The sequence below is a fragment of the Bacteroidia bacterium genome (genome assembly GCA_016218155.1).
In the GTDB taxonomy this organism is placed as follows: domain Bacteria; phylum Bacteroidota; class Bacteroidia; order Bacteroidales; family GWA2-32-17; genus GWA2-32-17.
The window spans coordinates 109,048-134,893 of the sequence record JACREQ010000032.1 but is presented as its reverse complement, the minus strand read 5'-3'; the positions used below and the strand labels follow the sequence as shown (position 1 = coordinate 134,893).

Here is a 25,846-nt window from a genome sequence, read left to right as displayed (position 1 = left end):
AATGCAAATTAATTTAAGAAGAATGAAGTGCGTTAATGATTTTTTTTATTTCTTCTTTTGATTTACCTAGTCTGGCTTGAAGTTTTTCTAGCCTTTCATCATTTTTCAATTCCTCCTGCTGTAGGTCATTCTCCTTTGTTAGAAAAACTTTTTCATCAAGCTTTTCATTTTTCTCGATAAAGCTTTCTTCTTCTAATTTCGTGTTCATTTTTTGAATATTAGATCCCTAAAATAATGGGATATTACTATAAATTTGATATTACAAAGTTGCAGTACTTTCAACTCTATTGTATTATATAACTATTGAAATAACTTACAACATTCACACATTTATTTAACAAATAATAGATGTTTTAATATAATAATTTCATTTTCTAAATACCTTAACATTCTGACTGTTTCTATTTTTCAATACCCTCTGAAAGATTACTTAGCTCTAATCTTATATTATCAACATCAGAATTGATAAGTAATTTAAATCTTTTTAAGTTAGCATTTACTTCCTCATTATATATTTCCATTTGATTTCTCAAATCATAATTATCTTTCTCTAAACTTATAATTTTTTTGAATAGATATTTACTAGTACCAGTAAGGCTTTTAATATCTTTAATCAGCTTTACATTAATCATGATTCTCTTTTCAATTTCATTTTTAAATTTTATCCACTCATCATTATTTGCATTTTGTTCTATTTTAATTGGCACTTTAATTTTTTCTTTACTAAAAATATAGTTATCATTTGAAAGCATTTTTTCTTCTTTAACCATATCAAATGCATCATCTTTATTTTGTTCGCGTGACTCGCATGAAAGCAATGTAATTAAGAAACAACTAACTAACACTACTTTCGGGAAAATATATTTATTCATTTTCTTCTTTTTTAAAATTTTATTTTTTTAGATTCTATTTATTTTTCTAAAGAATGTTCATTTGCTAACTGTTCCATTGTAAATATTTGCCTATAAGATTTTGGTTTAAGGCTCAAGCTACCTGTAAATGGATGATCAAGTATAATAATTATAAAAAATAACATTCCAATAACAATACCCAGAAATGCATTGAGTGACACATGCATGCGAGCGTGTTCAATGTCAAGTAGCATTGCACACAATAAAGTTATAACTGCTCCTAATATAATTGGGAACCACATAGGTGGGGGTATTTCTGTTTCCATTGATGAAATTCTAAGTCCCCTGTATGTTGCAAGTTCGTTTAAATGATTAAACATTTGAGCTACCAACTGTATTTGATATTGATTTTTAGGATTAAGATGTTCCATCTTATAAAACACTTTATTAAATGATTCTGGTGTTTTACGACTTAGCTTCATATGTTCCATATCAGGAAACTCTTCATCAATAACATTGTATACAAAATCTAGATAAACCATCATTAACTGTTTTGATTCAACTGTATCAGGATAAAATTTAATATCTCTGTATAAGCTCATGGCAGAACTACCCTCTTTGCTAACATTACTTCGTGTTGAGTTTAATTGATCCCATACAACAAATACTGTAAAGCTAAGTAACAATGAGTAAAAACTAGAAATAGCTAAAAAGAGAAAGCCTGTTACTTCGTTGTGTGACCGTAATATTTTTACTCTTATATATTTTCGGAATAAAGAAGTAGTCAATGCAGCAAATATTCCACCAAAAGAAACAATTAAAATAAAAAATAAAAATGGAGGTATCTGAAGCATGTAGTAAGTAATAGCCATATTAAAATTTTACGTTTTGTAAATAAATGAGACAGAATTTATTATATAATATTTTTAACCTTTAATAATTCTTAATATTACAGAGATTAAAGCAATTACTAATAATACATGTATAATCCCACCGACGTTGTAACCGAAGAATCCTATTGCCCATATAATAACTAATATTACTGCTATTAAATAAAGTATATTTCCCATGATTTTCTTATTTGTTTTTTTCTGTTTCTGGAAATTTTTCTTTTTTTGTTTTATCAGCTTTAGTATCTATACCTGTGGAATCAGGATTTATTTCTAATTTTGTTTTCTCAAAACTTTTTCTTTTAACTGTTTTGTCTGCATCATTATCTGACACTGTTTTATCGGTATTAATTTCAGGATCGGTAAAATCCGCTGAATTTTTACGTTTAATTTTATTTCCTCCTTTTTTTTAAAGAGTCTTTATTTTTTTTTGTTTTCATTTGAGTTATTTCAATAATAGTTTGTTGTTACAAAGTTCTGGTTTAATAATTTTAATACGTTACACAACTTTAAATATTACTTATATTATTCACATATTAATTTATAAAATAAAAAATCCTCCATCCTTATAAAATAAGAACAGAGGATTTATAATATTAGATTTTATTATTGATTTGAGATTAACTTACCTGATTGAATAATTTTATTTTCATTTATAACTTTATAGAAATAAATTCCAGAAATTAAATTACCAGTTTCAATAACGGTTAATTGCTTTGTAACATTAATGTTTAAAACTTCAGCTCCTAATACATTATAGATTCTTAATTCTGCATTATTTATTTTCGATAATTCATTTATCATAATTGATGTTGAAGAGCTTATAGGATTTGGGAAAATTGTTACAATTTCATTGCTGTTATTTAATTCTAAAACATCTATTCCTGTAATACATCCTGGAGTCATATTTACAGTTACAGATGCTGTTGTTAAAGTACCAGTAGTAGTAAGAGCTCTACCGTTGATATGAACTCCGGTTGTTAAGTCAATTGCACCATTGTTACAAATAATTGTTCCGTTAAAAACTGAATAATCACTTATACTTACTGCGCCATCAACTTTCCAGAAAACATTCTTTGCCTGTGTTCCATTAATCAAAAGCACTTTTGAATAAGTACTTGTAGAAAGGGCTCCGTTAATCTGGATAACAAATACAGCATTTGCATTATCTCTTGCATCTAAATAAAGAGTATCCGTAAAAACAGTAGCAGCATTCATAATATATGTATGAGGTGTTAATACTAGATTGTTTCCAAACTGAGCAGGGTATAATAGCTCAATATCATAAGGCAAAGTGTTAAGATAAGTGTAAAGATTACCTAAATCTGCTGCACATGCTGCTGTAGAAACGTCTGGAATTGGGTGAATAGAACCTAAAACGGTTAATGCATCAAATCCAGTTGTGAGACCGACATTTGTACCAACATCACCAGTAAGATTTGTTATACCCGAATTTGTAACAGAGCCGTTAGCTGAAAACACTGCATAGCATGCTGTAGATCCAAGATTAGCTGCAGATGGACCTGTTAAAACAGGACTTCCACAACCGGTTGGAGTATAAGCAAGAACACCATCAATATTAATTGCACCAGCTGTAGTAAGAGCTCTACCTTCAAGGGTATCGCCACTGTTCATATTAATAGCTGCATTGTTTGCTATAACTGTTCCTCTCATAGTTGTTCCAGAAGCCATACTTACCAAACCTTCAACTTTCCAAAAAACATTGCATGCTAATGCACCATTAATTAATTTAACTTTTGCATCTGCATTTGTTGATAAAGGTCCCTGAATTTGGAAAATAAATACAGCATTTGCATTACCTTGTGCATTTAAAGTAATGTCTAAATTAAGTGTTGCTGCTCCAGAAATTGAATAAACTCCAGGAATCAAAATTTGTCCATTACCTAATAAAGGAGCAGGAAAAAAAGTTGGAACAGTGCTGTTAAGTTGATTATATGCAATCAATAAATCAGCAGCACATTGTGCACTTGCACCATTTGCGTTATTCATAACACCATTCACATTTCCGAATCCACCAATAGAACCATTATTTGTTCCCACATTACCGGTAAGCTGAGAAATGCCAGTATTCACTAATGCTCCATCAGTAGAAAAAAGCACAAATTCAGATGCAGTTCCCAAAGGAGGAGCTTGTGCAAAATTTATTGCAGGAATTAATACAAGCATTAATAAAATTAATGCATTTAGTAGTTGAGTTTTCATTTTTTGATAGTTTAATTAGTGAATGAGTTTTCACTAAACAAAGTTGCTTTACTTCACTAACTATATTGTTACATAACTTTATTAATTAGTTACATGATTCACACATTGTTTAAATAATTAAAAATATATTTTTATTATTTAAACACCCAAAACTATTAATCCTCCTATTAATAAAGCAAGACATGCGAACAAAATAATTGCAATAAACTTATATTTTCTTGTTTCATTTTTGGCTTCTATTAAATTAAAAAAATTAAATAATGAATAAATTACTTTTCTGAATTGCGTATCAGTTTTAACAATGTAATCTGAAGCTCCATGCTTAAATGAATTTAATGCTATATCAACATTATCATCGCCTGTTAAAATTAAAACTTTAGTATCAGGGTTTTCCTTTATTATCAAATCTAAAACTTGAATGCCATCTGAAGCTAATGGATTTTTAGTATTTAGATGATAATCTAAGATAACTATCTGAGGATTTTTTTCATTAAATCGTTCCATACATTCTTCACCGGTTGCAAAGCTGTATATTCGAATAGGCATATTTACAAAAGTATTTTCTATGTCAGCTTTTAATGTGAGAAGAAATAATTGATTATCTTCTACAATAAAAATATTAATTTGATTTTTTAGTTTCATAATTTGTTATAATTGCAAACATTGTTAGATTAAAAAAATTTAAACCAATTCGTTCCCTTTAGGTTATAGAGTTTACGAATTGATTCTGATGTTATTTAAATTCTAAATAACGTCTTTCGATTTAAGTATAATTTTGTCTTTCAATTTTTACTTCTTCAATTGCCTGCTTATATATTAAATTTAGTGTCTGATTAAGCTCATTTATCTTAACAATATCCATAGCCTTCCCACCTAGTTCTTCCAACTCCTGTAAAACAGGTATAAGCATAGAAATACTCATTATAGAAACAGAAGATTTCATCTTATGGGCAATATCCTTAATAATTGCATAATCAGCTTTAGCTACTGCCTCATTAATACAATGTAGGTCGGCAGGTGCTTGCCTTAAAAAGACATCCATAAATCCTTTAAAAACATCCAATTTACCATTTGCTATTTTATTTGCATTAATAAAATTACAAACATTTGAGATAGTAATATTCGGTTCGTTTTTTAAAATTTCAGGAAATGTTAAGTCATTTATTTTCTCAAAAAGTAATAGTGAATTAATTGGTTTTGAAATATAATCATTCATTCCCATACCTAAACATCTTTCTCTTTCTCCTGCCATTGCATGTGCCGTCATTGCAATGATAGGAATATTGTTATTTAGTTCTTTTCTGATCTTTGTTGCAGCTTCATATCCATTCATTACCGGCATTTCCATGTCCATTAGTATAATATCAAAAATATTAGTTTTAAGTTTTTCTAAACAAACACTTCCATTTTCTGCAATCTGTAATTTTAAATTATTTTCAATAAATAAACTTTGTATCAATTGCACATTTAATAAACTATCCTCAACTAACAATATGCTCAATTTACTTAATTCTTGCATATTACACTTTTTATCAATTGTTTCTGGACTCAAATGAATTTGAGATGTTTTTTTGTAACTAATAGAAAATGTAAAAATAGAACCTACATTTATTTCACTTTTAACGGATATATTTCCACCTTGTAATTCTACCAGTTGCTTTGCTATACTCAAACCAAGCCCGGTTCCACCATACATTCTTGTTGTATAATGTTCTGCTTGTCTAAATCTCTCAAAAATATTTACTAGTTTTTCTTGAGGAATTCCTATTCCTGAATCTTTTATTGAAAATTCAATTAAATAAGTATCGTTAACATTATTGATAACATTTGCAGATACCTGAACTTTTCCTTTTTGTGTAAACTTAATAGCATTATCTACAAGGTTTATTATTATTTGAGTAAGGCGGGTATGATCACCAAGCAAAACATTTGGCACAGATTCATCACAGGTAAATAACAATTCAATATTCTTATCTTTTGCTTTACCCATAAGCAAAACATTTAGCGACTTCAGCGTTTCCTTAACACTAAATACTTCTTCCTCAAAAGACATCATACCTGCTTCAATTTTAGAAATATCAAGTATATCATTTATTATTGTCAAAAGCTTTTCACCTGCTGATTTTATTATTGTTACATAATTAGTTTCTTTTTCTCCCAGGCTCTTTTTTGATAACAAATCAGAAAAACCCATGATTGCATTCATTGGCGTACGAATTTCATGACTCATGTTAGCAAGAAATGCTTCAATTAATTTAGTTGACTCTTCAGCTTTTATAGTAGCTTGTTCTGCTTTACTTTTTGCATTAATCAGTTCAGATTCAAAAAGTTTTTGGCTTGTTATATCTCTTGCAACAACTACAACCCCTAATACGGCATCGGAATCATCTTTGTATACCGAACCATTGAATAGCACTTCAGTGTGACTGCCATCTTTATGACGAAGTGTGAGCGGATAATCTTTTACAAATCCTTTGTTAAAAACTTCCTGATAAACCTCATTGGCTTTTTGTGACTCTGTAAAATATTCAAAAAAATCAGTATCTGTCAATTCTTCACGAGAAATGCCGGTAATTTTAACCGTTGCTTCATTCATGTCTGTTATTTTACCATCAGAACTTATTGTTACCAATGGGTCAAGACTTGCTTCGATAAGACTTAAAGCATATCTTGAAGCTTTTTTTTCTGCATTAGATTTTGCAAGTAATAATTGTTCTTTAAATCTCTTAACTCTTAAAATATCATAGTATATATAATACGAAAATATAAGCACTAAAATTAAACCCAGCGATGTTAACCAATAGCTTATTAAACTTATTTGTCTATTAGTTTCTATTGATGCTATTTTTACTCTATTTATTCCTTCCAAAAGTTCTTTTTCTTCCATGTTTTCAAGGATGGAAAAAATATTATTCATTACAACATATTCTCTTTGAGAAATATCTATTTCATTTAATAATTTGTTACCAGCATTAATCTTTTCTTCTCTTTGTGTTTGAATTATTATTTTAAGTATATTTTTTTGTAATGAATCTGATGATATTACAGGTAATTCAACATTTACTTGCTCTTCATTTTTCTTCTTTGAAGAAAAGATTTGTGAAAAAAAAGATTTTTTGGGAATTTCAATATTTTGCTCGTTACTATTTTTTACTTCTTTTTTATTAATTTTTATCTTATGAATCAATTTTAACAGTTCGTTCTGAGAATTTTTGCCAGTTTTTAATTCAATATATTCATTAAACAAATCAATTCTGTTTTTAATCAGCTTTCTTAAAGTGATAATCTGTGCTGAAAATAAATGATTGGACTTTGATTGATTTTCGTCAACAATTTTACTTTCTTTTGACAATAAATATAAAGTATCTAACCTTGAGTTTAAATTATTAATATAATATTCATAATATAACAAATAAACTGTATCCTTACTAATGACGTAAGCTTTTACATTAGCTTCAGCATTATAAATACTCACAGATATTTGTTTTAATTCAACAAGTTTAATATTAGGTTCTAATATAGATGAAACCTTCTGAGATAACTTAGAAAATTTTTCATGTGATATTTTTATAGCAATAAAAAACAAACCTGCAATAATCCCAAATACAAGAACTATTTTCAGAATAATTTTTCGGATGTTGAGAAGATTAATTCTATCAAGATTAATTTGCTTCATTTGTTTGCCTTTCAATTATATTTTAAATCATGAAATTTTATTGTTTTACAATAGTGTTACCAGCTAATACAACAGCACCATTTATTGCAAATATTTTTCCATTAAGTTTTGCACCTGTATTTAATGTTATAGAATGCATTGATAAAACAGACCCGTTAAACACAGAATTAGTTTCAAAAGTTGCCGAGCCGCCTACTTGCCAAAAGATATTTGAGGCTAAAGCTCCTCCAGCCAGAATCACTTTTCGTCCTATTCTAACAATTAATGTTGTAGCAATCTGAATAATAAAAACAGCATCTGTGTTCCCTTTAGCATCAAGAATTAAATCACCTGACGAAAGAGCTATTGACGAAAGAGATTTATAAAGTCCGGGAGTTAATGTTAATCCTCCAATATTTCCAGATAATTTTACTAAATCTTCGGTCATTCGCCCTGCAGCATCATAATATGCAGTAGATAAATCATTTTTTGCCTGATTTGCACTTTCATCATTAATATGTTCACTCCCGATTAATATTCCTGAAGGAAAACCACCAACAGAAGTACCAGGGCTTAATCCAAGATTACCGGTAATTACAGTTTTACCTGTATTTCTAACTGCTGAACCTGCAAGTATGGCATAACCTGAAGCAGTATTTAAGATTACTGAAAGTTGTTTGGTAATTTGAAATGGAATTAAAATAGGAGTTGTTCGTGAAGGCAGAAGTTTATTTTGTTTTTTTTTATAACCAATCATTTCATACATTGATCCAATTGCTTTGTTAAATAAGTCTAATTGTGTTTTCATTTTTATGTTTCATGGTGTGAATGAATTTTCACGAAATAAAGGTCTTTCATATTTCTTCAGATTGTTTTACATAACTTTTGAAAAAAGTTACATGATTCACACATATTACTGCTTAAATAATACCAACATAATTATAAAATAGTACAACCAATTGCCTGCCTGCCGGTAGGCAAGTCCCTCTTTTTGAAGAGGGTTTCTTGCAGTCATGGTCTTTCGACCTGACTGCCATTAATAAATTGCAAAATCTTAATTTTTAACAATGTCAGGTCGAAAGACCTGACATCAAATAAAGCCTAATAATTAATCCTTATAAACAAAATACATTTTTATTTTTCCTTTATTCTTAGCTGCTATCTCGCCCCTATAAGTTACTGAAATTTTATTTTCTACTAATTTGTTTTTAATAAGCTTAAATGTAGTATTAGAAATATTAACCATATTTTCTTCTCCGCTGGATTCCATTCGCGAAGCAATGTTTACAGTATCACCCCAAATATCATAAGTAAATTTTTTGGTTCCAACGACTCCTGAAATAACAGGGCCTGTATGTACCCCAATTCTGATTTGCCAATTAGGTATATCTGAGTTATTTTTGAATTTTGTTGTACGATTTTCTATAAATTCTTTCATTTCCAAAGCAGCTAAAACAACATCCATCGAATTAGTAAAATTTGGTGTAGGCAAACCACCTGCACACATGTATGAATCACCAATTGTTTTAATTTTTTCAATTGGATATCTGGAAATAATTTTGTCAAATTCCGAAAATATTAAATGTAATTCTCCAACTAGATGTTCCGGAGTCATTTTCTCCGAAACCTGCGTGAAACCCTTAAAATCTGTAAACAAAACAGTAACCATTTCAAATTTTTGCGGCAACGATTTGCCAGTATCTTTTAACTCTTTGGCAGTTTCGTATGGAAGAATATTTAATAACAATTCATCTGACCGATTTCTCTCTTTTTTAATTTCAATATTTGCTTCTATAAGTTCACTATTCTTATTTTGAAGTATAGTGTTTAATGTTTCAATTTTTGTCTTTTCTTCTTCAAGATTTTCTTTAGCTCTCTTTAGTTCAATATGAGTAGCAACACGGGCGGTTAGTTCTAAAAAATTAAATGGTTTAGTAATGTAATCAACTGCACCTAACTCAAAACCTTTTAACAAATAACTGGTTTTAGTATTAGCAGTTAAAAATATAACCGGAATATCTTTAGTCACATCATTTTTCTTTAACAACGTACATACTTCATATCCATCCATTCCTGACATTTGGATATCAAGTAAAATTAAATCAGGAGTTTTTTCTTTTAAATATTGAAGAGCTTCAATGCCAGAAGTTGCGAAAGAAACTTTATAGCCATTTTGTTTCAGAACACTTTTAAGTACCTTTATATTTAAAGGTGAATCGTCAACAATTAATATTAGTGGTTTAGTATTTATCACTTATTTATTTTATTATAACATTTTATTTATAATTAATACACCTATCACAATCTAACACCAATGACAAGGATATCATCCACTTGCTCCTCTTCAGCTCTCCAGTCCTCTACAAAATCATTTAAATGTTTTTCTTGTTCATTCATTGTCATATCCTGAATTTCTAGTAGAATTTGTTTAAATTTTTTGGTCATTAATTTTCTCCCTCTTATTCCACCAAACTGATCAGAATATCCATCTGTTGTTATATAAAAAGTGTCACCTTTTTTTAATTTCAAGTCATGACTTTCAAAATGCTGGTTATCATCAGTAAAACCACCAATAGCTTTTTTAGTTCCTTTTATTTCTTCAATTTCATAGTGTCCATTACGAATAATCCAAAGCGGTCTGTTTGCACCGGCAAACTTAACTATACGCTTTTTAATATCAACAGAACAAAGTGCAATGTCCATTCCATCTCTGGTAGAATCATAACTCTCTGATTGGCGAAGTGATTCTTTAATCCCTTTATTTAATTTCTTTAATATTTCAGATGTATCGGTACTTAACGAAACTGCAGTTGCCAGCTTTTCTGATCCTATCATGCTCATAAATGCACCAGGTACTCCATGACCGGTACAATCAGCAGCGGCAATAAAAAGAGATAAATTATTTTTATAAAAAAAATAAAAATCGCCACTAACAATATCCTTTGGTTTAAATAGTACAAAACAATTAGACAGTGCCGAATAAATTTCTTCCTTCTTGGGTAGTTTTGCTTGCTGTATACGTTTTGCATACCTTATACTATCAGTAATATCTTTATTTCTTTTTTCAATTACTTGTTTTGACTTCTCAACTTCTGCTTTTTGGTTGTTTACTATAATTAATTCAGCAACTCTTTTTTCTTCCTTGTTTTTAAAATCAAGCTCTTTATTTGAGATTATTAGTTCTACCTCTCTTTTTATTCTTCGTTCATTTTGTAAATCAAGTTCTTTATTTGCAAAATAATTTGAAATTGAAATATTAATATTTTTAAATTGGTTATTTGTTTTAACAACGTAATCTGAAGCTCCATGATGAAATGATTTTAATGCAATATCAATATTTTCATTACTTGTTAGCATAATAACGCTTGTATTACTATTGCTTTTTTTTATTTTATCTAGAACCTGAAGCCCATTAGCTGCATTTATTGATTTACTATTTAAATTATAATCTAGTATTACTAACTCAGGCAAAACATTTTTAAATTTTCTTAAACATGTTTCACCTGTTTCAAATGAGTGTATTTTAACAGGCAAATCCTTAAAAGCAATCTCAATTGATGCTTTAAGTGCCATTGTATAGACTTTGTTATCTTCTACAATAAAAATATTAATTTGTTTTTTAGAATTCATAATAAAGTAACTATTGTTAGCTATTTAAATATACATTAATTTTTCTTTCTCTATTTCCTCCATTGCCTGTTTACATATTAAAATAACTTTACCATTTAAGAATTTTATTTCTTCAATATCAGTTGTTATTTCAGCTAAGTCTTCCATTTTTTGTAAAATTGGTTCCAGTACAGAAATTCCCATTATTGAAACAGATGACTTCATTGTATGAGCAAATATTTTAATAGTAGGGTAATCTATTTTTAAAATCGCATCATTTATATGCTTAAGATCCTCAGGGACCTGATTAAGAAAAGCATCCATTATACCCTTTATTAAATTCTTTTTGCTTCCCATTAAATCGATAAGGTATTTAAGGTTACATACATTTTCGTTGCTATTTATAATTTCGTTTTTTAACATAATGTTATTTATTTATGGTTAAGTCATATATTTTTTCAAAAAGAAGATTTGCATCTATGGGTTTTGATAAATAATCATTCATTCCCAAGCTCAAACATCTTTCCTTCTCACCAGCCATTGCATGAGCAGTCATTGCTATTATTGGAATATTATTTTTTAATTCATTTCTAATTATTGTAGCAGCTTCATATCCATTCATAATAGGCATTTCCATATCCATTAGAATTATGTCATAATTATTTTCTTTAATTTTCTCGATACCAACTAATCCATTTTCAGCAATCTGTAATTTTAAATTGTATTCAGCAAATAAACTCAGAATTAAAACAACGTTCAAATGACTGTCTTCAACTAACAAAATATTTAATTTGCAAAGTTCTTCCATATTGTACTTTTTAACAATTATTTCAGAAACTAGTAAGATTTCCTCCGACTTTTTATATGGTATACAAAATGAAAATACTGATCCTTTTTTAAATTCACTTTTAACAGACAAAGCTCCTCCCTGAAGTTCAACTAACTGTTTTGCTATGCTTAAGCCAAGGCCTGTACCACCGTATTTTCTTGTAGTGTGAGATTCTGCTTGTCGGAATCTTTCAAAAATTTGTTCAAGCTTATCTTTCGGAATTCCAATACCAGTATCTGTCACAGAAAATTCTAACATAGAAATTGCATTGTCATTATTAAGAACCTTGGCATGCACATTAATAACTCCACTATGAGTAAACTTAATAGCATTTCCTGCAAGATTTATAATTATTTGTGTAAGGCGAGTGGTATCTCCTAACAGGCTTTCCGGAACATCGTCTTCACATGTAAAAACTAATTCCAGATTTTTTTCTTTTGCCTTCTCCATCAACATAACATTAAGCGATTTAAAAATTTCTTTCACGCTGAATATATGATCTTCAAAAGTCATCATTCCTGCTTCAATCTTTGAAATATCTAATATGTCATTAATAATAGTAAGCAAATTCTCTCCTGCTAATTTTATTGTTCTTACAAATTGTTTTTCCTGTTCACCTAAATTTCTTTTGAATAATATATCAGAAAAGCCAATGATAGCATTCATAGGTGTACGAATTTCATGACTCATATTAGCAAGAAATGCCTCTTTTAATTTTGTTGATTCCTCAGCTTTTTCCTTAGCTTCAGTATAATCTTCAAGTATATTTAGAACTGCGCTCTGTGTATTTTCCATATTGATTTTTTCTTCGCTATAATCTTCAAGAATATTCAATAAAGCTTTTTCAGTATTCTGTAAATCAACTCTCTCCTCAGAAACAAATTCTTCTTTTCTTATCTGAGCTTTATTAATTTTTCCCAGATTTATGCTAATTCTATTTTTTTTAAAAGATGATACCTGCACTTTGTTTAATTGTTAAAGAGTTAAATATTTTTTTGTAAAATTTAAATTTTACTTTTTAATTCTTGAATTTCCTTTTTTAATTCAATCATTTTTAGTTCTCTTCCTACAGTTAATTTCCTAAATCTTTCCAATTCATCAATTCTCATTAACTCCTTTTCCCTTCCTGCTATTTCTCTTTCTGCAAGTTGTTTTTGCTCTGTTATGTCTCTTGCTACAACAACTGCACCCAGCACATTCCCTCTGTCATCTTTATAAACCGATCCGTTAAAAAGCACATCGGTTAATTTATTGTCTTTATGGCGTAGTATTAACGGAGAATCTGCAATTGATCCTTTTGCAAAAACTTCCTGATAAACTTCACGAGCTTTTTGTGGCTCTGTAAAATAATCAAAGAAATCTGAACCAATTAATTTTTCACGTTTTATTCCGGTAATATTAACAGTTGCCTCGTTCATATCTGTAATCTTACCTTCTGTACTTATAGTAAACAATGGGTCAAGACTGGCTTCAATAAGGCTTAAAGAATATTTGGAAAGTAATTTTTGAGCAGTAACATCTCTTGCAACAATAACAACTCCCAAAACATTTCCTTTATCATCTTTATATACAGATCCATTAAATAATACATCTGTAAGCTTTCCATCTTTATGACGTAGTGTTAGCGGTGAATCAGCAACAGAGCCTTTTGCAAACACTTCCTGATATACTTCACGTGCTTTTTGTTGTTCAGTAAAATAATCAAAGAAATCTGAGCCAATAAGTTTTTCACGCTCTATACCTGTAATATTAACCAATGCCTGATTCATGTCTGTAATTTTTCCTTCCGGACTAATTGTTACCAATGGATCAAGACTGGCCTCAATAAGACTTAATGAGTATTGAGATGCTAATTTTAACGAATAACTAAATTCTTCAAGTTCTTTGTTAGCAGTTTCACGTTTTTCTTTTTCTTCGTTTTGAAAAACAAGTTCTTTATCAGCAATTACTAATTCTGCTGCACGCTTCTCTTTTTCATCATTTTGAAATGCCAGTTCTTCATTAGCAATTACTAATTCAGCAGCACGTCTTTCTTTCACTTCATTTTGAAAAGCAAGTTCTTTGTTTGCAATTACTAATTCAGCTGCACGTTTTTCTTTCTCATCATTTTGAAAAGCCAGCTCTTTATTGGCAATGACTAACTCTGCAGCACGTTTTTCTTTCACTTCATTTTGAATAGCAAGCTCTTTGTTTGCAATTACTAACTCTGCGGCACGTTTCTCCTTTTCATCATTTTGAAAAGCCAGTTCTTTATTGGCAATTACTAACTCAGCAGCACGTTTTTCTTTCTCATCATTCTGAAATGCGAGCTCTTTGTTAGCAACAACTAATTCTGCGGCACGCTTTTCTTTTACTTCATTTTGAAATGCAAGTTCTTTGTTTGCAATAACCAATTCTGCTGCTCGTTTTTCTTTTTCATCATTCTGAAAAGCAAGCTCCTTATTAGCTACGGCTAATTCTGCTGCTCGTTTTTCTTTCTCATCATTCTGAAAATGGAGCTCTTTGTTAGCTACACTTAATTCAGCAGCAAATTTTTGTTCTGCAATATCTCTTGCTACAACAACTGCTCCAAGAACATTTCCTTTATTATCTTTATATACAGATCCATTAAATAAAACATCTGTAAACTTTCCGTTAATATGTATAAAAGTTAAAGGAGAATCAGCTATTGAGCCATTTTTAAATACTTGTTTATATACTTCCATTGCTTTTTCTGGTTCTGTAAAATAATCTATAAAATTGGAGTCAATAAGATCTTCTCGCGAAACACCTGTAACGTTAACTTTTGCTTCATTCAAATCTGTAATCTTACCTTCAGTATTGATAGTTATTAAAGGATCAAGACTGGCTTCTATCAAACTACGGGTATATTCGGGTAACTGCTTATGCGCAGAAATATTATTATTTATAACCTTACTTGACTTATCGTTTTTTTGCATTTTCAGTTTATTTATTATTGAATTTTCCGTTTAAACAAATCACTTTATTTTTTTCTGTCAAGCTTTTCAACTTATTAATATATTTAATCAAAGATGCAAAACTTAGTAAGCCTAATTGTTATATAAAGATTCTAAAATGTTACATGATTCACACATATAGCTATACTCTAAAAAAAATAAAAAGAGCGCTGCTATGTAAGCAGCGCCCATTTATGATATCAACTAATTATAATGGTTTTACAATAGTATTACTTTTTAATGTTACAGCTGCAATTCTTGCTAACAATCTACCTTCAATAACAGCACCCGTATTCATCGAAATTGATTGGTCGGCCATTATAGTTCCTTTAAATATTGAAGTAGTTCCAAGACTTGCTGATGTACCAACCTGCCAAAAAATATTAGAAGCTTTTGCCCCACCACTTAAAATAATCTGACGCCCAGAGGTTGTATTTAAAGTCGATGCTATCTGAATAATAAAAACTGCATCAGAATTACCCTTTGCATCAAATGTTAAATTACCAGAGGATATTTCAAGTGATCCACTTGATTTATATAAACCTGGTGTTAAAGTAAGTCCACCTATATTTCCAGCAAGAAGTACTATATCTGTTGAAGTACGTCCAGCAGCATCATTATATGCAGTTGTCAAATCGCCTTTAGCAGCACTAAGCCCAACTGCATTTGGTACCGAGCCAGCTGGACCAGATGCATCTACGGTGTAAGTTGTTCCGGTTATTTCTCCTCCACCAAATCCAGTTATTTTACTGCCTGCAGCCGGACTCAATCCTATATCTCCGGTAATAGCTGATGTTGGAACGTTTGAAATTAACGAACCGGCAAGAATGACAAAATCTACCGTTGAGTTAAGATTAACGGTTGGCTGAATTATAGTCTGTAATGGGATTACAATAGGATTTACACCAGCAGGTGTTGAATCCTCTTTTTTACATCCGGCAAAAATAACAACTGATGCTAATGCAACAATAGTTAAAATAATTTTTGTTTTCATTTTATTTGTTTTCAAATTGTAAATGAATTTTCACAACATACAAATTTGAGAACTTATACAGTTATAATTATTACATAACTTTTGAAAAGAGTTACATCATTCACACATAAAATTATTTCCAAACAATCATTATTATAAAAATTCAATAAAAAAACACCATACACGTATATTCGTGCACAGTGTTTTCCTTACTCATTATTTAAATAACTATTATATTATTGATATAATAAATGATATAGTTCTTTTAAATCAGGGGATAAAATTATCTCTGTTCTTCTGTTTCCAGCACGTCCTTCAATTGTTTCATTTGATCTTACAGGATGAAATTCACCCCTACCTGATGCAGTGATGCGATTTGAATCAAAGCTATAGTCTTTTGTTAAAATACGTAGAATTGAAGTGGCTCTGGCTGTACTTAGATCCCAATTATCTTTAAATAAAGTTGTTTTGATTGGAACGTTATCAGTATGTCCTTCAATCATTACAGTAATATCTTTTGTGCTGTTAAGAACCTTGGCAAGTGAACTAAGTGCTTCTTTTCCTTTTGGGTCAATAACATCACTTCCAGATTTAAAAAGCAGTTTTTCTTCAAGTGAAACATAAACGTTTCCGTCTTTTATGTAAACTGACAGTTCATCAGTTTTATAATTCATTAGCGCATCAGATATTGAATTTTTAAGTTTTGACATTATATCCTTCTGCGATTGAATCATATTCTGAAAGTTTTTTAACAACTTTGCCTGATCGGCGATAGTCATTTTTGATTCTGTTGAAAGTGTTTTTAAATCCTTTTGAACTAAAGCATTTTCATTTTGTAAAGTGGCTTTTTCATCATTAAGAGTTTTTACTTTTGTATTACACTCATTTAGCTGACTTAGTGTAATTGCATTGTCTTTTTGTAATTTATCAGCTTTAGCTTCTGATGCTAAAAGTTTTTTACTTGGTCCGCATGATGTTAATAGCATGCTTAGGGCAAAGGATAAAAACGCAATAAAGTAGATTGTTTTATTCATTTTAGTTTTTTTAGTGAAATTAATTTTACAAAAATGCATACCTTTCATAATGTAATTATTACATTACTTTATTAATAATTTACATGATTCACACATGTTATTAGGTATAAAAAGTGCATTACTAAATAAGTAACACACTTTTCATATAACAATTAATTGCTTATTGTTTTACAATAGTATTTCCAGCCATTGTAATTCCTCCAATTCTTGCTAATGCTTTACCATCAAGTGTAGCACCTGTATTAAAAGTAATTGATTGCATTGCCATTATTGTTCCTTTAAAAACAGAGGTAGTTCCAAAAGTTGCAGAACTACCAACCTGCCAGAATATATTTGAAGCTAAAGCACCTCCACTAAGAATTACTTTACGTCCGGATGTAGTAGTTAGTGTTGATGCAATTTGAATAATAAAGACTGCACTTGAATTTCCTTTTGCATCAAAAGTAAGATCACCAGAAGAAATAGCTAATGTAGAAGTTGATTTATAAAGTCCGGGAGTAAGTGTTAACCCACCAATATTTCCCGACAATGTAACGATATCTGTACTTGTTCTTCCAGCAGCATCATTATAAGCAGCTGTTAAATCTAGTTTTGCCTGATTAGCAATTGCATCATTTATATGTTGTGTTCCTACTAAAATACCTGGAGGAAAGCCACCAATTGAAGAACCAGGACTTAACCCAAGATCACCATTAATTATTGTTGCGCCTGTACTTGTAATTGCAGATCCTGCAAGAATTGCAAAGTCAGCTGAACTGGCAAGTGGAACTATAGGCTGAACTATTGTTTGAATTGGAATAACAGTTGGATTAGTACCAGTAGATGTATTATCCTCTTTTTTACATCCAGCTAATATAACAACTAATGCAAATGCAATAATTGTTAAAATGTTTTTTGTTTTCATTTTTATTGATTATTGTTATAAATGAATTTTTATAACAAAACAAAGGTGCTTTGTTTTTACATTTTAAATGTTACACAAATAATTCGAAGACTTACATCTTTCACACTTTTACCTAGCTATTTTAACCAATTACAAACATACCTTTATAACATGACAAATGCGGGCAATAGGCCCGCATTTGTTGTCATTGATTAAAATAACATATTACAATTGAATCATATGATATTCCTTTTTATCTGTTCCATCCATGTAATAATACCAGAATTGTTTTTCTTCGAGTTTTATGATGAACAATGTTACAGTTGACTGATTGTCAATTCCAGTAATTTTAATTTCAGCATCTTTATTTTGAAAAGCCCATGTTCCGGTTCCAGAAATAGCACTCCAGTTATATGAATAGTTTCCATTTTTCGTATAAGTTTCGGTATAATTTGTAACCAATGAAGTGTAGTCATTTCCGTTAAACTTATAGTTATCTACTTTCCAAGTATTAGAAACACGCTCAGTTCTTGAGATTAAACTAAAAAACGGGCCTTCTGAATATTTCTTACAACTAGGCACACTAAATATTGTTATTGCTAAAAAGACAATGATTGCAATTGATTTAAATAAATTATTCATGTTGTTAATTTTTAAATATTATTAATGAATTGCAAGACCAATAGTAGAAACACCGCTTGACAAATCAAGAAACAAACCAAGTCTTTTAGTCATATGATATTCTGCTCCAATATGAGCATCAAGAAATAAAGAACTCGGATGATGATAATAATTTTTATCTCCATAATATCCATTTTCCCATGTTGAATTTACTATAGCAAATCCTAATGAACCTGCAAGATAAAAATCCCATTTTGTACCAGCTTTTAACAATTTATCAAAATAATATGTGCCTTTAACACCTACTGGAATTACTGTTTCGCGATAAGAATAATATTGATAAGGATAATTGTTATTTCCCCAATAGTAACTATTGCTATAAGTGTAAAAGCTTACAAAAGGTGCCAACGTAAAACTATTTGCTATGTCAAATTCATAATCAGCATGTAAAACAGGTAATGTGTGCCCTACATAACCATAAAAACCAGAATATCCTCCAGCACCTAATCCTAAGTTTAGAGTTTTTCCAAATTTTTCATTTGTGTTTGCGTCCTGTGCTAAGATATTAAAACTTAATATCGTTAAAAAGAACAATGTAATAAAAATTATCTTTTTCATGTTTTTAGTTTTTAAAAATCGTGAATGAATTTTCACAAAGCAAAGATGATAATCATTCTTTTTTTAATGTTACATAACTTTAATAAAGAGTTACATCTTTCACACATTATGTTATAACTTATTAAATAATATTATTCTCAGCATCCTTTAATTCATTGGAGCTGAGAATAAATATAATTTATTGAGATGTAAAACTCTATTTAAGATGCGACCTTAACATCCAGGCCATTTTCTCGTGATCTTTCATAATGCCAACAATAAATACACTTGTAACAAGATCTTTATATTCATTTGCAAAAGTGTTTACGTTTTCTCTTAAATATATTATAACACTATCATGATCAGCCAATAACTCCTTTATAAAACCTTGGCTATTATTTAATTCTCTACTTGACTCTGAAAGATGTGTTGAATCTAAAAAATATTTCAGAGATGCTGTAGCATAATGCCCTAATGAACGAATACTTTCAGCAACATTGTCAATTATTTCCTCTAATTGAAGATATTGCTCATGAAAAAATTCATGTTTTTCAAAAAAATCTTTCCCTTCAACATTCCAATAAGCATTACGTGTTTTAGTGTATAGCACATATTCATCTGCTAAAAGTTTTGCTAAATGATTAACAACTTCCTGACGATTGTCTTCTGTAATTCCGATATTTGTTTGCATTTTATTTATTTGTTTATTAATAGAATTTTTATTATATTATATGTTAACTGCATATTAAAAACGGGAAGGAATCCTTCCCGTTTTTGTCTAACCTCAACTACTACGAAAACCTATTTTTATTCAATTATTAACTCATTATTTACAGTTATTACACCAGGTGCATTCCATGCTATTCTACCTGCCTGATCTTTCTGGTATAAAGAATGAACAATCCCTTTCAATGTTACATTACTTCCAGAAACATTTACTGCGATTTCCTTATCATTAATAGACCAATTACGTAATAGAGCCCGCTCTATATCTTTCTTTTCTATATCATCATGAGTCTCTGTCTTAATTGCAATGTTATTTGTTACACCTTTTACTCCAATAAGATTATTCACTGCTTTATTTGCCGCTTCTTTCTGAAAGTTCCATTTTACTTCACCATCAATAGTAACCCAACCATCTTCAACTTTTACTTTTATTTTATCGGTTGGAATTTCCCAGCTCCATTTAAAAGCATTTAGAATTTCATTAGCAATATCATTACCACTTTTATTAGTAAAACTTTTTAATTGTATTTTAATATTTTCAACTACAGCTTTAACTCCAGCAACATTTTTAGCAGCTCTTTCGGCTTCAGATTTTTTAGTGTAACTATCAACAAGACCTGTTAGTGTAACAACACCATCTTTTGCAATTACACCAATTTCGATAGTTTTTAATAAAGGTTCCCATTTAATAGCATCGTATACATCTTTTTGTAATTCTGTATTATTTTTCATATTATTTACTTTTTAATCATTTTTTATTTAACAAAGATTACGATAATAATAAAATAATGCTTTACACAATTATTATAAACTGTTACATCATTCACACTTTCTAAAATGGTAAAATTTCAAATTTAATAACTCTTTACTTCAAGTATCATTTTATCCAATACTACTAAAGTCTTCTGACAATACCTGTATCTGATAATTAGGAAAAGATAAAACAGGGATAGTCGATTTATTTATCATTTGATGAGCATAGCTCCCCAATAACAAATTAGAAATACTTTTTTCTTGCTCTGTCATTATAGAAATTAAATCAGCATTTACAGAATGGGAATAATCAAGAATTAAATCTGTGAGATTATCACCATGAAGAGAAGTAATTGTATATGGAATTTTATTTTTATCAATGTAACTTGCAGCTTGTTCTGCATATTGCAATAATTTTTTTTCAATACTATTAGAATTTGACAACCTCACAGTGACAAGGTGAATTTCTGCATTAAATTGTTTTGCTATATTAACTGTATAAGGAACCTTCTCGCGTGTTTCTAACGAATTATCAAAAGGCAATACGATTTTATTAATTTTAGATGATATTTTTCCTTTTCTGACAGAAATTACAGGAACTTTAGAATGAGAAATTATTTTGTAAGCATTTCCACCGATAAACAACTCCTCAAAGCCAGATTCACCATGAGTAGAAAGAACTATTAGTGAATCATCAAACTTTTCTGAAAGATTTGTAGTTTCCTTAAAAATTAAGCCTTCTTTTAATGTATAATTTATTAAACTTTTTGAATTAATTTTTTTATTATAAACTTCTAATATACTATCAAATTTAAATTTTGCTTCTAGTCGCTCTTTTACTATTATCTCATTACCTTTGCCTTCATTTTTTAATATAACATGAACCAATTGGATATTCGCTCCAACTGTATTTGCCAGCATTAACGCCTGATTTAAACCAGTTAATGACTCCTTTGAAAAATCTAAGGGAACAATAATTGTTTTCATGTTTTTATTTTTTTATTTAAGTAAAATTCAACATTTTTATTTCGACATATGTTATATAACTTTTGAAAATAGTTATAACATTCACACATTACGTTTGAATAATCTCGATATTTTATTCAGTAAACTGCATGTATACGAGAATAACTGCAGCCGTAGTCATTAAGATTAAAGTGGCAAAACCAAGAATGTTTGATTTTTTACCATTAGTAAATTTCCCCATTACTTTTTTGTTATTCGATATATGTAGAATAATTGCAATTAATATTGGAGCAGTTAAACCATAAAGTATTGCGGAATATATAAGTGCTTTAATTGGTGATATACCTATATAATTTAACAATAATCCTAATGCCAGAGAAATGGCAATAATAATATAAAAACCTTTAGCTTCATTAAATTTTTTATCCAAACCTTGATTCCAACCAAAAGTTTCTGTAACAATATAAGAAAGAGATCCGCTTAAAACAGGAATTGCTAAAAGTCCAGTACCTATAACACCAATGGCAAAAAGTATATAAGCAAATTCTCCGGCTAATGGTTTCAAAGCCTGAGCAGCCTGTTCAACTGTATCTATCTGATATATGCCTCCATTAAATAACACAGTACCTGTTGTTAGAATTATAAAAAACATTACGACATTTGAAAATAACATACCAAAATCAACATCCTGCTTCATTTCGCGCATTATTTTTTTGTTAACAATTAAATGTTTTTTATTCTGTTGTTCAACCTCCATTGTTGCCTGCCAAAAGAAAAGATATGGAGAAATTGTTGTTCCTAATATTGCAACAAGAATGGTAATAAAATTTTTATCGAACTTTATAGTTGGAATAAAAGTAGCTTTTATAACTGCTAACCAATCTTGTTTATATAAAAATGGAACTATTAAATAAACTAAAAGAACTATGCAAAGATATTTTAGAATTGAAAATATTTTTTGATATGGCAAGTAGATTATTAAAACTAAAAGTAGTATGGTAAAAAATACACTAAAAATTGAAGCGTGAACTGCTGGGAATAAAAGATTTCCAACTGCACCCATTCCAGCAATATCAGCACCAATGTTCAATATAATTGCAGGAAAACTAAACAATAACAATAAATATAGAATAGGCTTTGAATAATTATTTTTAATAGTACCTGTTATACCAAGTGAAGTAACTAAACCTATTCGAGCACACATTTCCTGAATAGATGCCATTAGAGGAAATGTTATTAATGCTGTCCATAATGTTGAAAGACCATAAGCTGCTCCGGCTTGCGAGTATGTTGCAATACCAGATGGATCGTCATCACTTGCACCGGTTATTAGTCCCGGGCCAAGTATTTTCCAAAAGCGAGAAAGGCTATTTGCTTTATTTTTTTTATTGTTCATTTTTTGATTGCAGCAATAATATTAAAAACAATTATCTCTTTTTACCTTTTCCTCCACTATTTCCATTACTATTTTTTTCAGGACTACTTCTATGACCCTGAGATTTGTTATCGTTTTTATAATTCTGATTATTTGAATTGCCATTTTGAACTTTGTTCGAATTACTATTTCGACTTTCTGGTTTAAAACTATTCGTTTTTTGTGCTTTACCATGATAACCTTTAGCATATTTAATTCTATGATCATTAAAATGAACATATGGTGAATTTCCATGATAATTAGGCATTACAACTTTATATCCTCCATATAAATCGTAACCTCTATATCTGGCAGGAAGATAAGTTCTACGAATCCAAACTCCCTGACTGTAATAAATAAATATTGATGATTGAACATCATAATATGCCTCAACATCGGGCAAATAATAATAACGAACTTCAGGGTATCCCACAGGACCCCACGGTGGAAGTGAACCAATATTTACATTTACCGAAACCTGTGCTTGCACAGTACTTACTAAAAACAATACTGTTCCTAATAGAACTAATTTTATAGCTTTCATTTTAATTTGTTTTAACAAATCAAAGATGATTCTATTAATTCATGAAAGCATTACATAATTTGTTATTTGATTTATATAATTCACATATTATTTTTTAAACTTAAAAAGGGCTTTAATATGTTGTTTTAAAATTTCTTTTTCTAATTCTGCAGTATTTGTTGAGTGGTTATTAGCTTCTTTTGAGTTCAAATCTGCAGTTTCATTATCCCCAGTTTCGTATTGCTTTGCTGCTTCATGATGGAACTTTGCAGCTTCCTCTGATTCTATTGCTGCTTTTTTGTGTTTTTCAATTATTGATTTCATTTTATACTTGTATCTTTAATTATTAACAATAAGATAAAGGTCGATATATTCGTTAATTAAGGTTTACATAATTATTAATAAAAATTATATAATTAACATGTTTTAATATACACAATAGTTTGGTCTGTGTGTCACAGTAAATAGAAATGAGAAAATGAAAATAAAAAAGTGCTTTCTGAAATACAAAAAGCACTTTTAAATTAAAGAATAAATTCTTTACATATTATTTACTTTCAATAATATGATGTTTTTGAATTTCTTTCTCAAGTTCTGAAGCATGAGTTGCATGACCATTAGCTTTTACTGAGCTATGATGAGCTTTTTCATGACTTCCAGCTTCGTGATGTTTTGCTGCTTCATGATGAAATTTTGCTGCTTCTTCTAAATGTGATGCTGCTTTTTTGTGTTTCTCAATTACTGTTTTCATTACTATTTGTTTTTAATTGTGAATGAATTTTCACAACAGAATAAAGATCGCTATCCTTATAAAATTAATAATTACATTATTTTGAGAATAAGTTACATTATTCACATATTAAGGAATTTGATTAAATTTACAAAATGTAAAAACAACAATCAAACAAAATATGTCCAACCAAGAATATTTAATAAAAGATTTAGGTGAAAATAAATTCTTATCACCATTAAAACTTTCTAAAGTAAATAATGACGGAATATACAATTACGTAAATTCATCAGAAAGAATTCTTGCAGATGTTCATCTTGAATCAATAGAAGATAGTACGAGTAAGAATATTTCGTTATTATCTCTTGAAAAAGCTGGTCCACACGAAAACATATTTTTTGAACCTTCTAAAACAAAAGTAGCAATTGTTACATGCGGTGGACTTGCGCCAGGGCTTAATAATGTAATTCGTTCCTTGGTTTATGAATTATTTCACAGGTATGGTGTTATTGATATTTTTGGCATTCTTTATGGTTACGAAGGTTTAAATCCAAAATTTAACCATAAATGGATTAAGCTTACAACTGAACTAGTACAAGACATTCATCAAAAAGGAGGTTCAATTCTTGCCAGCTCACGAGGTAATCAACCTATTGAAATTATGGTTGACACATTAGTAACAAATAATATAAATATTTTATTTTGTATTGGAGGAGATGGCACATTACATGGAGCACATGAAATTTATAAGGAAATTGAAAAACGCCGGTTAAAAATTGCAGTTGCTGGTATTCCTAAAACAATTGATAATGATATTTGTTTTATGGATAAAACTTTTGGCTTTGAAACTGCATACACTATGGCAAGCCCAATTATTAAAGATGCACATAATGAAGCCACAGGCGCATACAATGGGATTGTTGTTATAAAACTAATGGGACGTGATTCCGGATTTATTTCTGCATACGCGGCACTTTCTATGCAGGAAGCAAATTTTGTGTTAGTTCCTGAAATCCCATTTGACCTGAAAGGAGAAAATGGGTTATTATCTGCACTTAGAAAAAGAATTGAGCAACGTCACCATGCGCTTATAGTTGTTGCAGAAGGAGCAGGTCAAGATTTATTTACTGATAACCCGGTAGAAAAAGACAAATCTGGTAACATTAAGCTCAACGATATTGGAATTTTTCTAAAAGATGAGATAAAAGAATATTTCCAATCAATAAATATTCCTGTTTCAATAAAGTATATTGATCCAAGTTATATTATTAGAAGCGCTCCGGCAATAGCCAGTGATAGTATATTTTGTTCGAATTTAGCATGCAATGCTGTACATGCTGCAATGGCAGGTAAAACAGATTTTGTTATCGGGAATTTGAATGGTCATTTTATTTTAATACCAATTTCAATTGCAATTAATCAAAGAAAGAAAATTGACCCAGACAGTGAATTATGGTTTAATGTTTTGGAAGCAACAGGGCAACCGAATAGTATGAAGAATTAATAATTGTGTTCAGTGACTCAAGGAACACGGATTCAGCAGTTCTCGATAAACTCGAACTAGCATTAGTGAGAGCTGCACAATCATCATCATTGATTCTTCGAGTAGCGA

At 29.6% G+C, this 25,846-nt stretch carries 27 protein-coding genes; 1 reads left to right on the top strand and 26 read right to left on the bottom strand.

Translation table 11 applies throughout. From position 1 onward, the window contains the following. Nucleotides 1–13 precede the first annotated feature (13 nt). The 26 genes from HY951_05260 to HY951_05135 form a co-directional block, all read right to left on the bottom strand. Entirely contained in the window at nt 14–208 is a 195-nt protein-coding gene (locus tag HY951_05260) for a general stress protein CsbD (protein MBI5539446.1), read from the bottom strand. A gap of 193 nt (nt 209–401) precedes the next feature. After that, nucleotides 402–872 (bottom strand): hypothetical protein, encoded by a 471-nt coding sequence (locus HY951_05255; protein MBI5539445.1) that lies wholly within the window; start codon nt 870–872, stop codon nt 402–404. A gap of 38 nt (nt 873–910) precedes the next feature. Next, the gene (locus HY951_05250; protein MBI5539444.1) at nt 911–1,723 is read right to left on the bottom strand and encodes a DUF4239 domain-containing protein; all 813 of its coding nucleotides are present in this window, start codon (nt 1,721–1,723) and stop codon (nt 911–913) included. Nucleotides 1,724–1,777: 54 nt separating this feature from the next. Then, nucleotides 1,778–1,921: a lmo0937 family membrane protein gene (locus HY951_05245; GenBank protein ID MBI5539443.1), complete on the bottom strand. Its 144-nt coding sequence runs from the start codon at nt 1,919–1,921 to the stop codon at nt 1,778–1,780. 7 nt (nt 1,922–1,928) lie between these two features. Continuing rightward, nucleotides 1,929–2,075: a hypothetical protein gene (locus HY951_05240; GenBank protein MBI5539442.1), complete on the bottom strand. Its 147-nt coding sequence runs from the start codon at nt 2,073–2,075 to the stop codon at nt 1,929–1,931. 272 nt (nt 2,076–2,347) lie between these two features. Then, on the bottom strand, nt 2,348–3,964 hold the full coding sequence (locus HY951_05235; protein MBI5539441.1) for a DUF3494 domain-containing protein: 1,617 nt from the start codon (nt 3,962–3,964) through the stop codon (nt 2,348–2,350). Nucleotides 3,965–4,102: 138 nt separating this feature from the next. Beyond that, nucleotides 4,103–4,606, bottom strand: a complete 504-nt coding sequence (locus HY951_05230; protein ID MBI5539440.1) for a response regulator — start codon at nt 4,604–4,606, stop codon at nt 4,103–4,105. Nucleotides 4,607–4,727: 121 nt separating this feature from the next. Then, nucleotides 4,728–7,640 (bottom strand): response regulator, encoded by a 2,913-nt coding sequence (locus tag HY951_05225; protein MBI5539439.1) that lies wholly within the window; start codon nt 7,638–7,640, stop codon nt 4,728–4,730. Between the two features lie 37 nt (nt 7,641–7,677). After that, nucleotides 7,678–8,427 carry a DUF3494 domain-containing protein gene (locus HY951_05220; protein ID MBI5539438.1) on the bottom strand — a complete coding sequence of 250 codons (750 nt, stop codon included), beginning with the start codon at nt 8,425–8,427 and terminating at the stop codon, nt 7,678–7,680. A gap of 300 nt (nt 8,428–8,727) precedes the next feature. Beyond that, nucleotides 8,728–9,873: a response regulator gene (locus HY951_05215; protein MBI5539437.1), complete on the bottom strand. Its 1,146-nt coding sequence runs from the start codon at nt 9,871–9,873 to the stop codon at nt 8,728–8,730. A 44-nt stretch (nt 9,874–9,917) separates the two neighbouring features. After that, nucleotides 9,918–11,249, bottom strand: coding sequence for a response regulator (locus tag HY951_05210; GenBank protein MBI5539436.1), 1,332 nt, complete (start codon nt 11,247–11,249; stop codon nt 9,918–9,920). A gap of 24 nt (nt 11,250–11,273) precedes the next feature. Next, on the bottom strand, nt 11,274–11,651 hold the full coding sequence (locus HY951_05205; protein MBI5539435.1) for an Hpt domain-containing protein: 378 nt from the start codon (nt 11,649–11,651) through the stop codon (nt 11,274–11,276). Between the two features lie 4 nt (nt 11,652–11,655). Beyond that, entirely contained in the window at nt 11,656–13,020 is a 1,365-nt protein-coding gene (locus tag HY951_05200) for a response regulator (protein ID MBI5539434.1), read from the bottom strand. A gap of 41 nt (nt 13,021–13,061) precedes the next feature. Next, on the bottom strand, nt 13,062–14,996 hold the full coding sequence (locus tag HY951_05195; protein ID MBI5539433.1) for a PAS domain S-box protein: 1,935 nt from the start codon (nt 14,994–14,996) through the stop codon (nt 13,062–13,064). Between the two features lie 226 nt (nt 14,997–15,222). Further along, nucleotides 15,223–16,008 carry a DUF3494 domain-containing protein gene (locus tag HY951_05190; GenBank protein MBI5539432.1) on the bottom strand — a complete coding sequence of 262 codons (786 nt, stop codon included), beginning with the start codon at nt 16,006–16,008 and terminating at the stop codon, nt 15,223–15,225. Between the two features lie 215 nt (nt 16,009–16,223). Further along, nucleotides 16,224–17,021: an OmpA family protein gene (locus tag HY951_05185; GenBank protein MBI5539431.1), complete on the bottom strand. Its 798-nt coding sequence runs from the start codon at nt 17,019–17,021 to the stop codon at nt 16,224–16,226. Between the two features lie 160 nt (nt 17,022–17,181). After that, entirely contained in the window at nt 17,182–17,925 is a 744-nt protein-coding gene (locus tag HY951_05180) for a DUF3494 domain-containing protein (protein ID MBI5539430.1), read from the bottom strand. Nucleotides 17,926–18,129: 204 nt separating this feature from the next. After that, nucleotides 18,130–18,546, bottom strand: a complete 417-nt coding sequence (locus HY951_05175; GenBank protein ID MBI5539429.1) for a hypothetical protein — start codon at nt 18,544–18,546, stop codon at nt 18,130–18,132. 21 nt (nt 18,547–18,567) lie between these two features. Next, entirely contained in the window at nt 18,568–19,143 is a 576-nt protein-coding gene (locus HY951_05170) for a hypothetical protein (GenBank protein ID MBI5539428.1), read from the bottom strand. 196 nt (nt 19,144–19,339) lie between these two features. Then, complete coding sequence (locus HY951_05165; GenBank protein ID MBI5539427.1) at nt 19,340–19,813, bottom strand: DNA starvation/stationary phase protection protein; 474 nt, start codon at nt 19,811–19,813, stop codon at nt 19,340–19,342. A gap of 116 nt (nt 19,814–19,929) precedes the next feature. Further along, nucleotides 19,930–20,580: a BON domain-containing protein gene (locus HY951_05160; GenBank protein ID MBI5539426.1), complete on the bottom strand. Its 651-nt coding sequence runs from the start codon at nt 20,578–20,580 to the stop codon at nt 19,930–19,932. Between the two features lie 150 nt (nt 20,581–20,730). Next, entirely contained in the window at nt 20,731–21,588 is an 858-nt protein-coding gene (locus HY951_05155; GenBank protein ID MBI5539425.1) for a universal stress protein, read from the bottom strand. A gap of 112 nt (nt 21,589–21,700) precedes the next feature. Next, on the bottom strand, nt 21,701–22,963 hold the full coding sequence (locus HY951_05150) for a divalent metal cation transporter (GenBank protein ID MBI5539424.1): 1,263 nt from the start codon (nt 22,961–22,963) through the stop codon (nt 21,701–21,703). Nucleotides 22,964–22,994: 31 nt separating this feature from the next. Then, a complete protein-coding gene (locus HY951_05145; GenBank protein ID MBI5539423.1) occupies nt 22,995–23,525 on the bottom strand; it encodes a hypothetical protein in 531 nt (176 codons plus the stop codon). 87 nt (nt 23,526–23,612) lie between these two features. Further along, nucleotides 23,613–23,828 carry a hypothetical protein gene (locus tag HY951_05140; GenBank protein MBI5539422.1) on the bottom strand — a complete coding sequence of 72 codons (216 nt, stop codon included), beginning with the start codon at nt 23,826–23,828 and terminating at the stop codon, nt 23,613–23,615. Nucleotides 23,829–24,051: 223 nt separating this feature from the next. Continuing rightward, nucleotides 24,052–24,255, bottom strand: coding sequence for a hypothetical protein (locus tag HY951_05135; protein ID MBI5539421.1), 204 nt, complete (start codon nt 24,253–24,255; stop codon nt 24,052–24,054). 160 nt (nt 24,256–24,415) lie between these two features. Between HY951_05135 and HY951_05130 the strand changes: the two genes are divergently transcribed. After that, a complete protein-coding gene (locus tag HY951_05130) occupies nt 24,416–25,738 on the top strand; it encodes an ATP-dependent 6-phosphofructokinase (GenBank protein ID MBI5539420.1) in 1,323 nt (440 codons plus the stop codon). Nucleotides 25,739–25,846 lie beyond the last annotated feature (108 nt).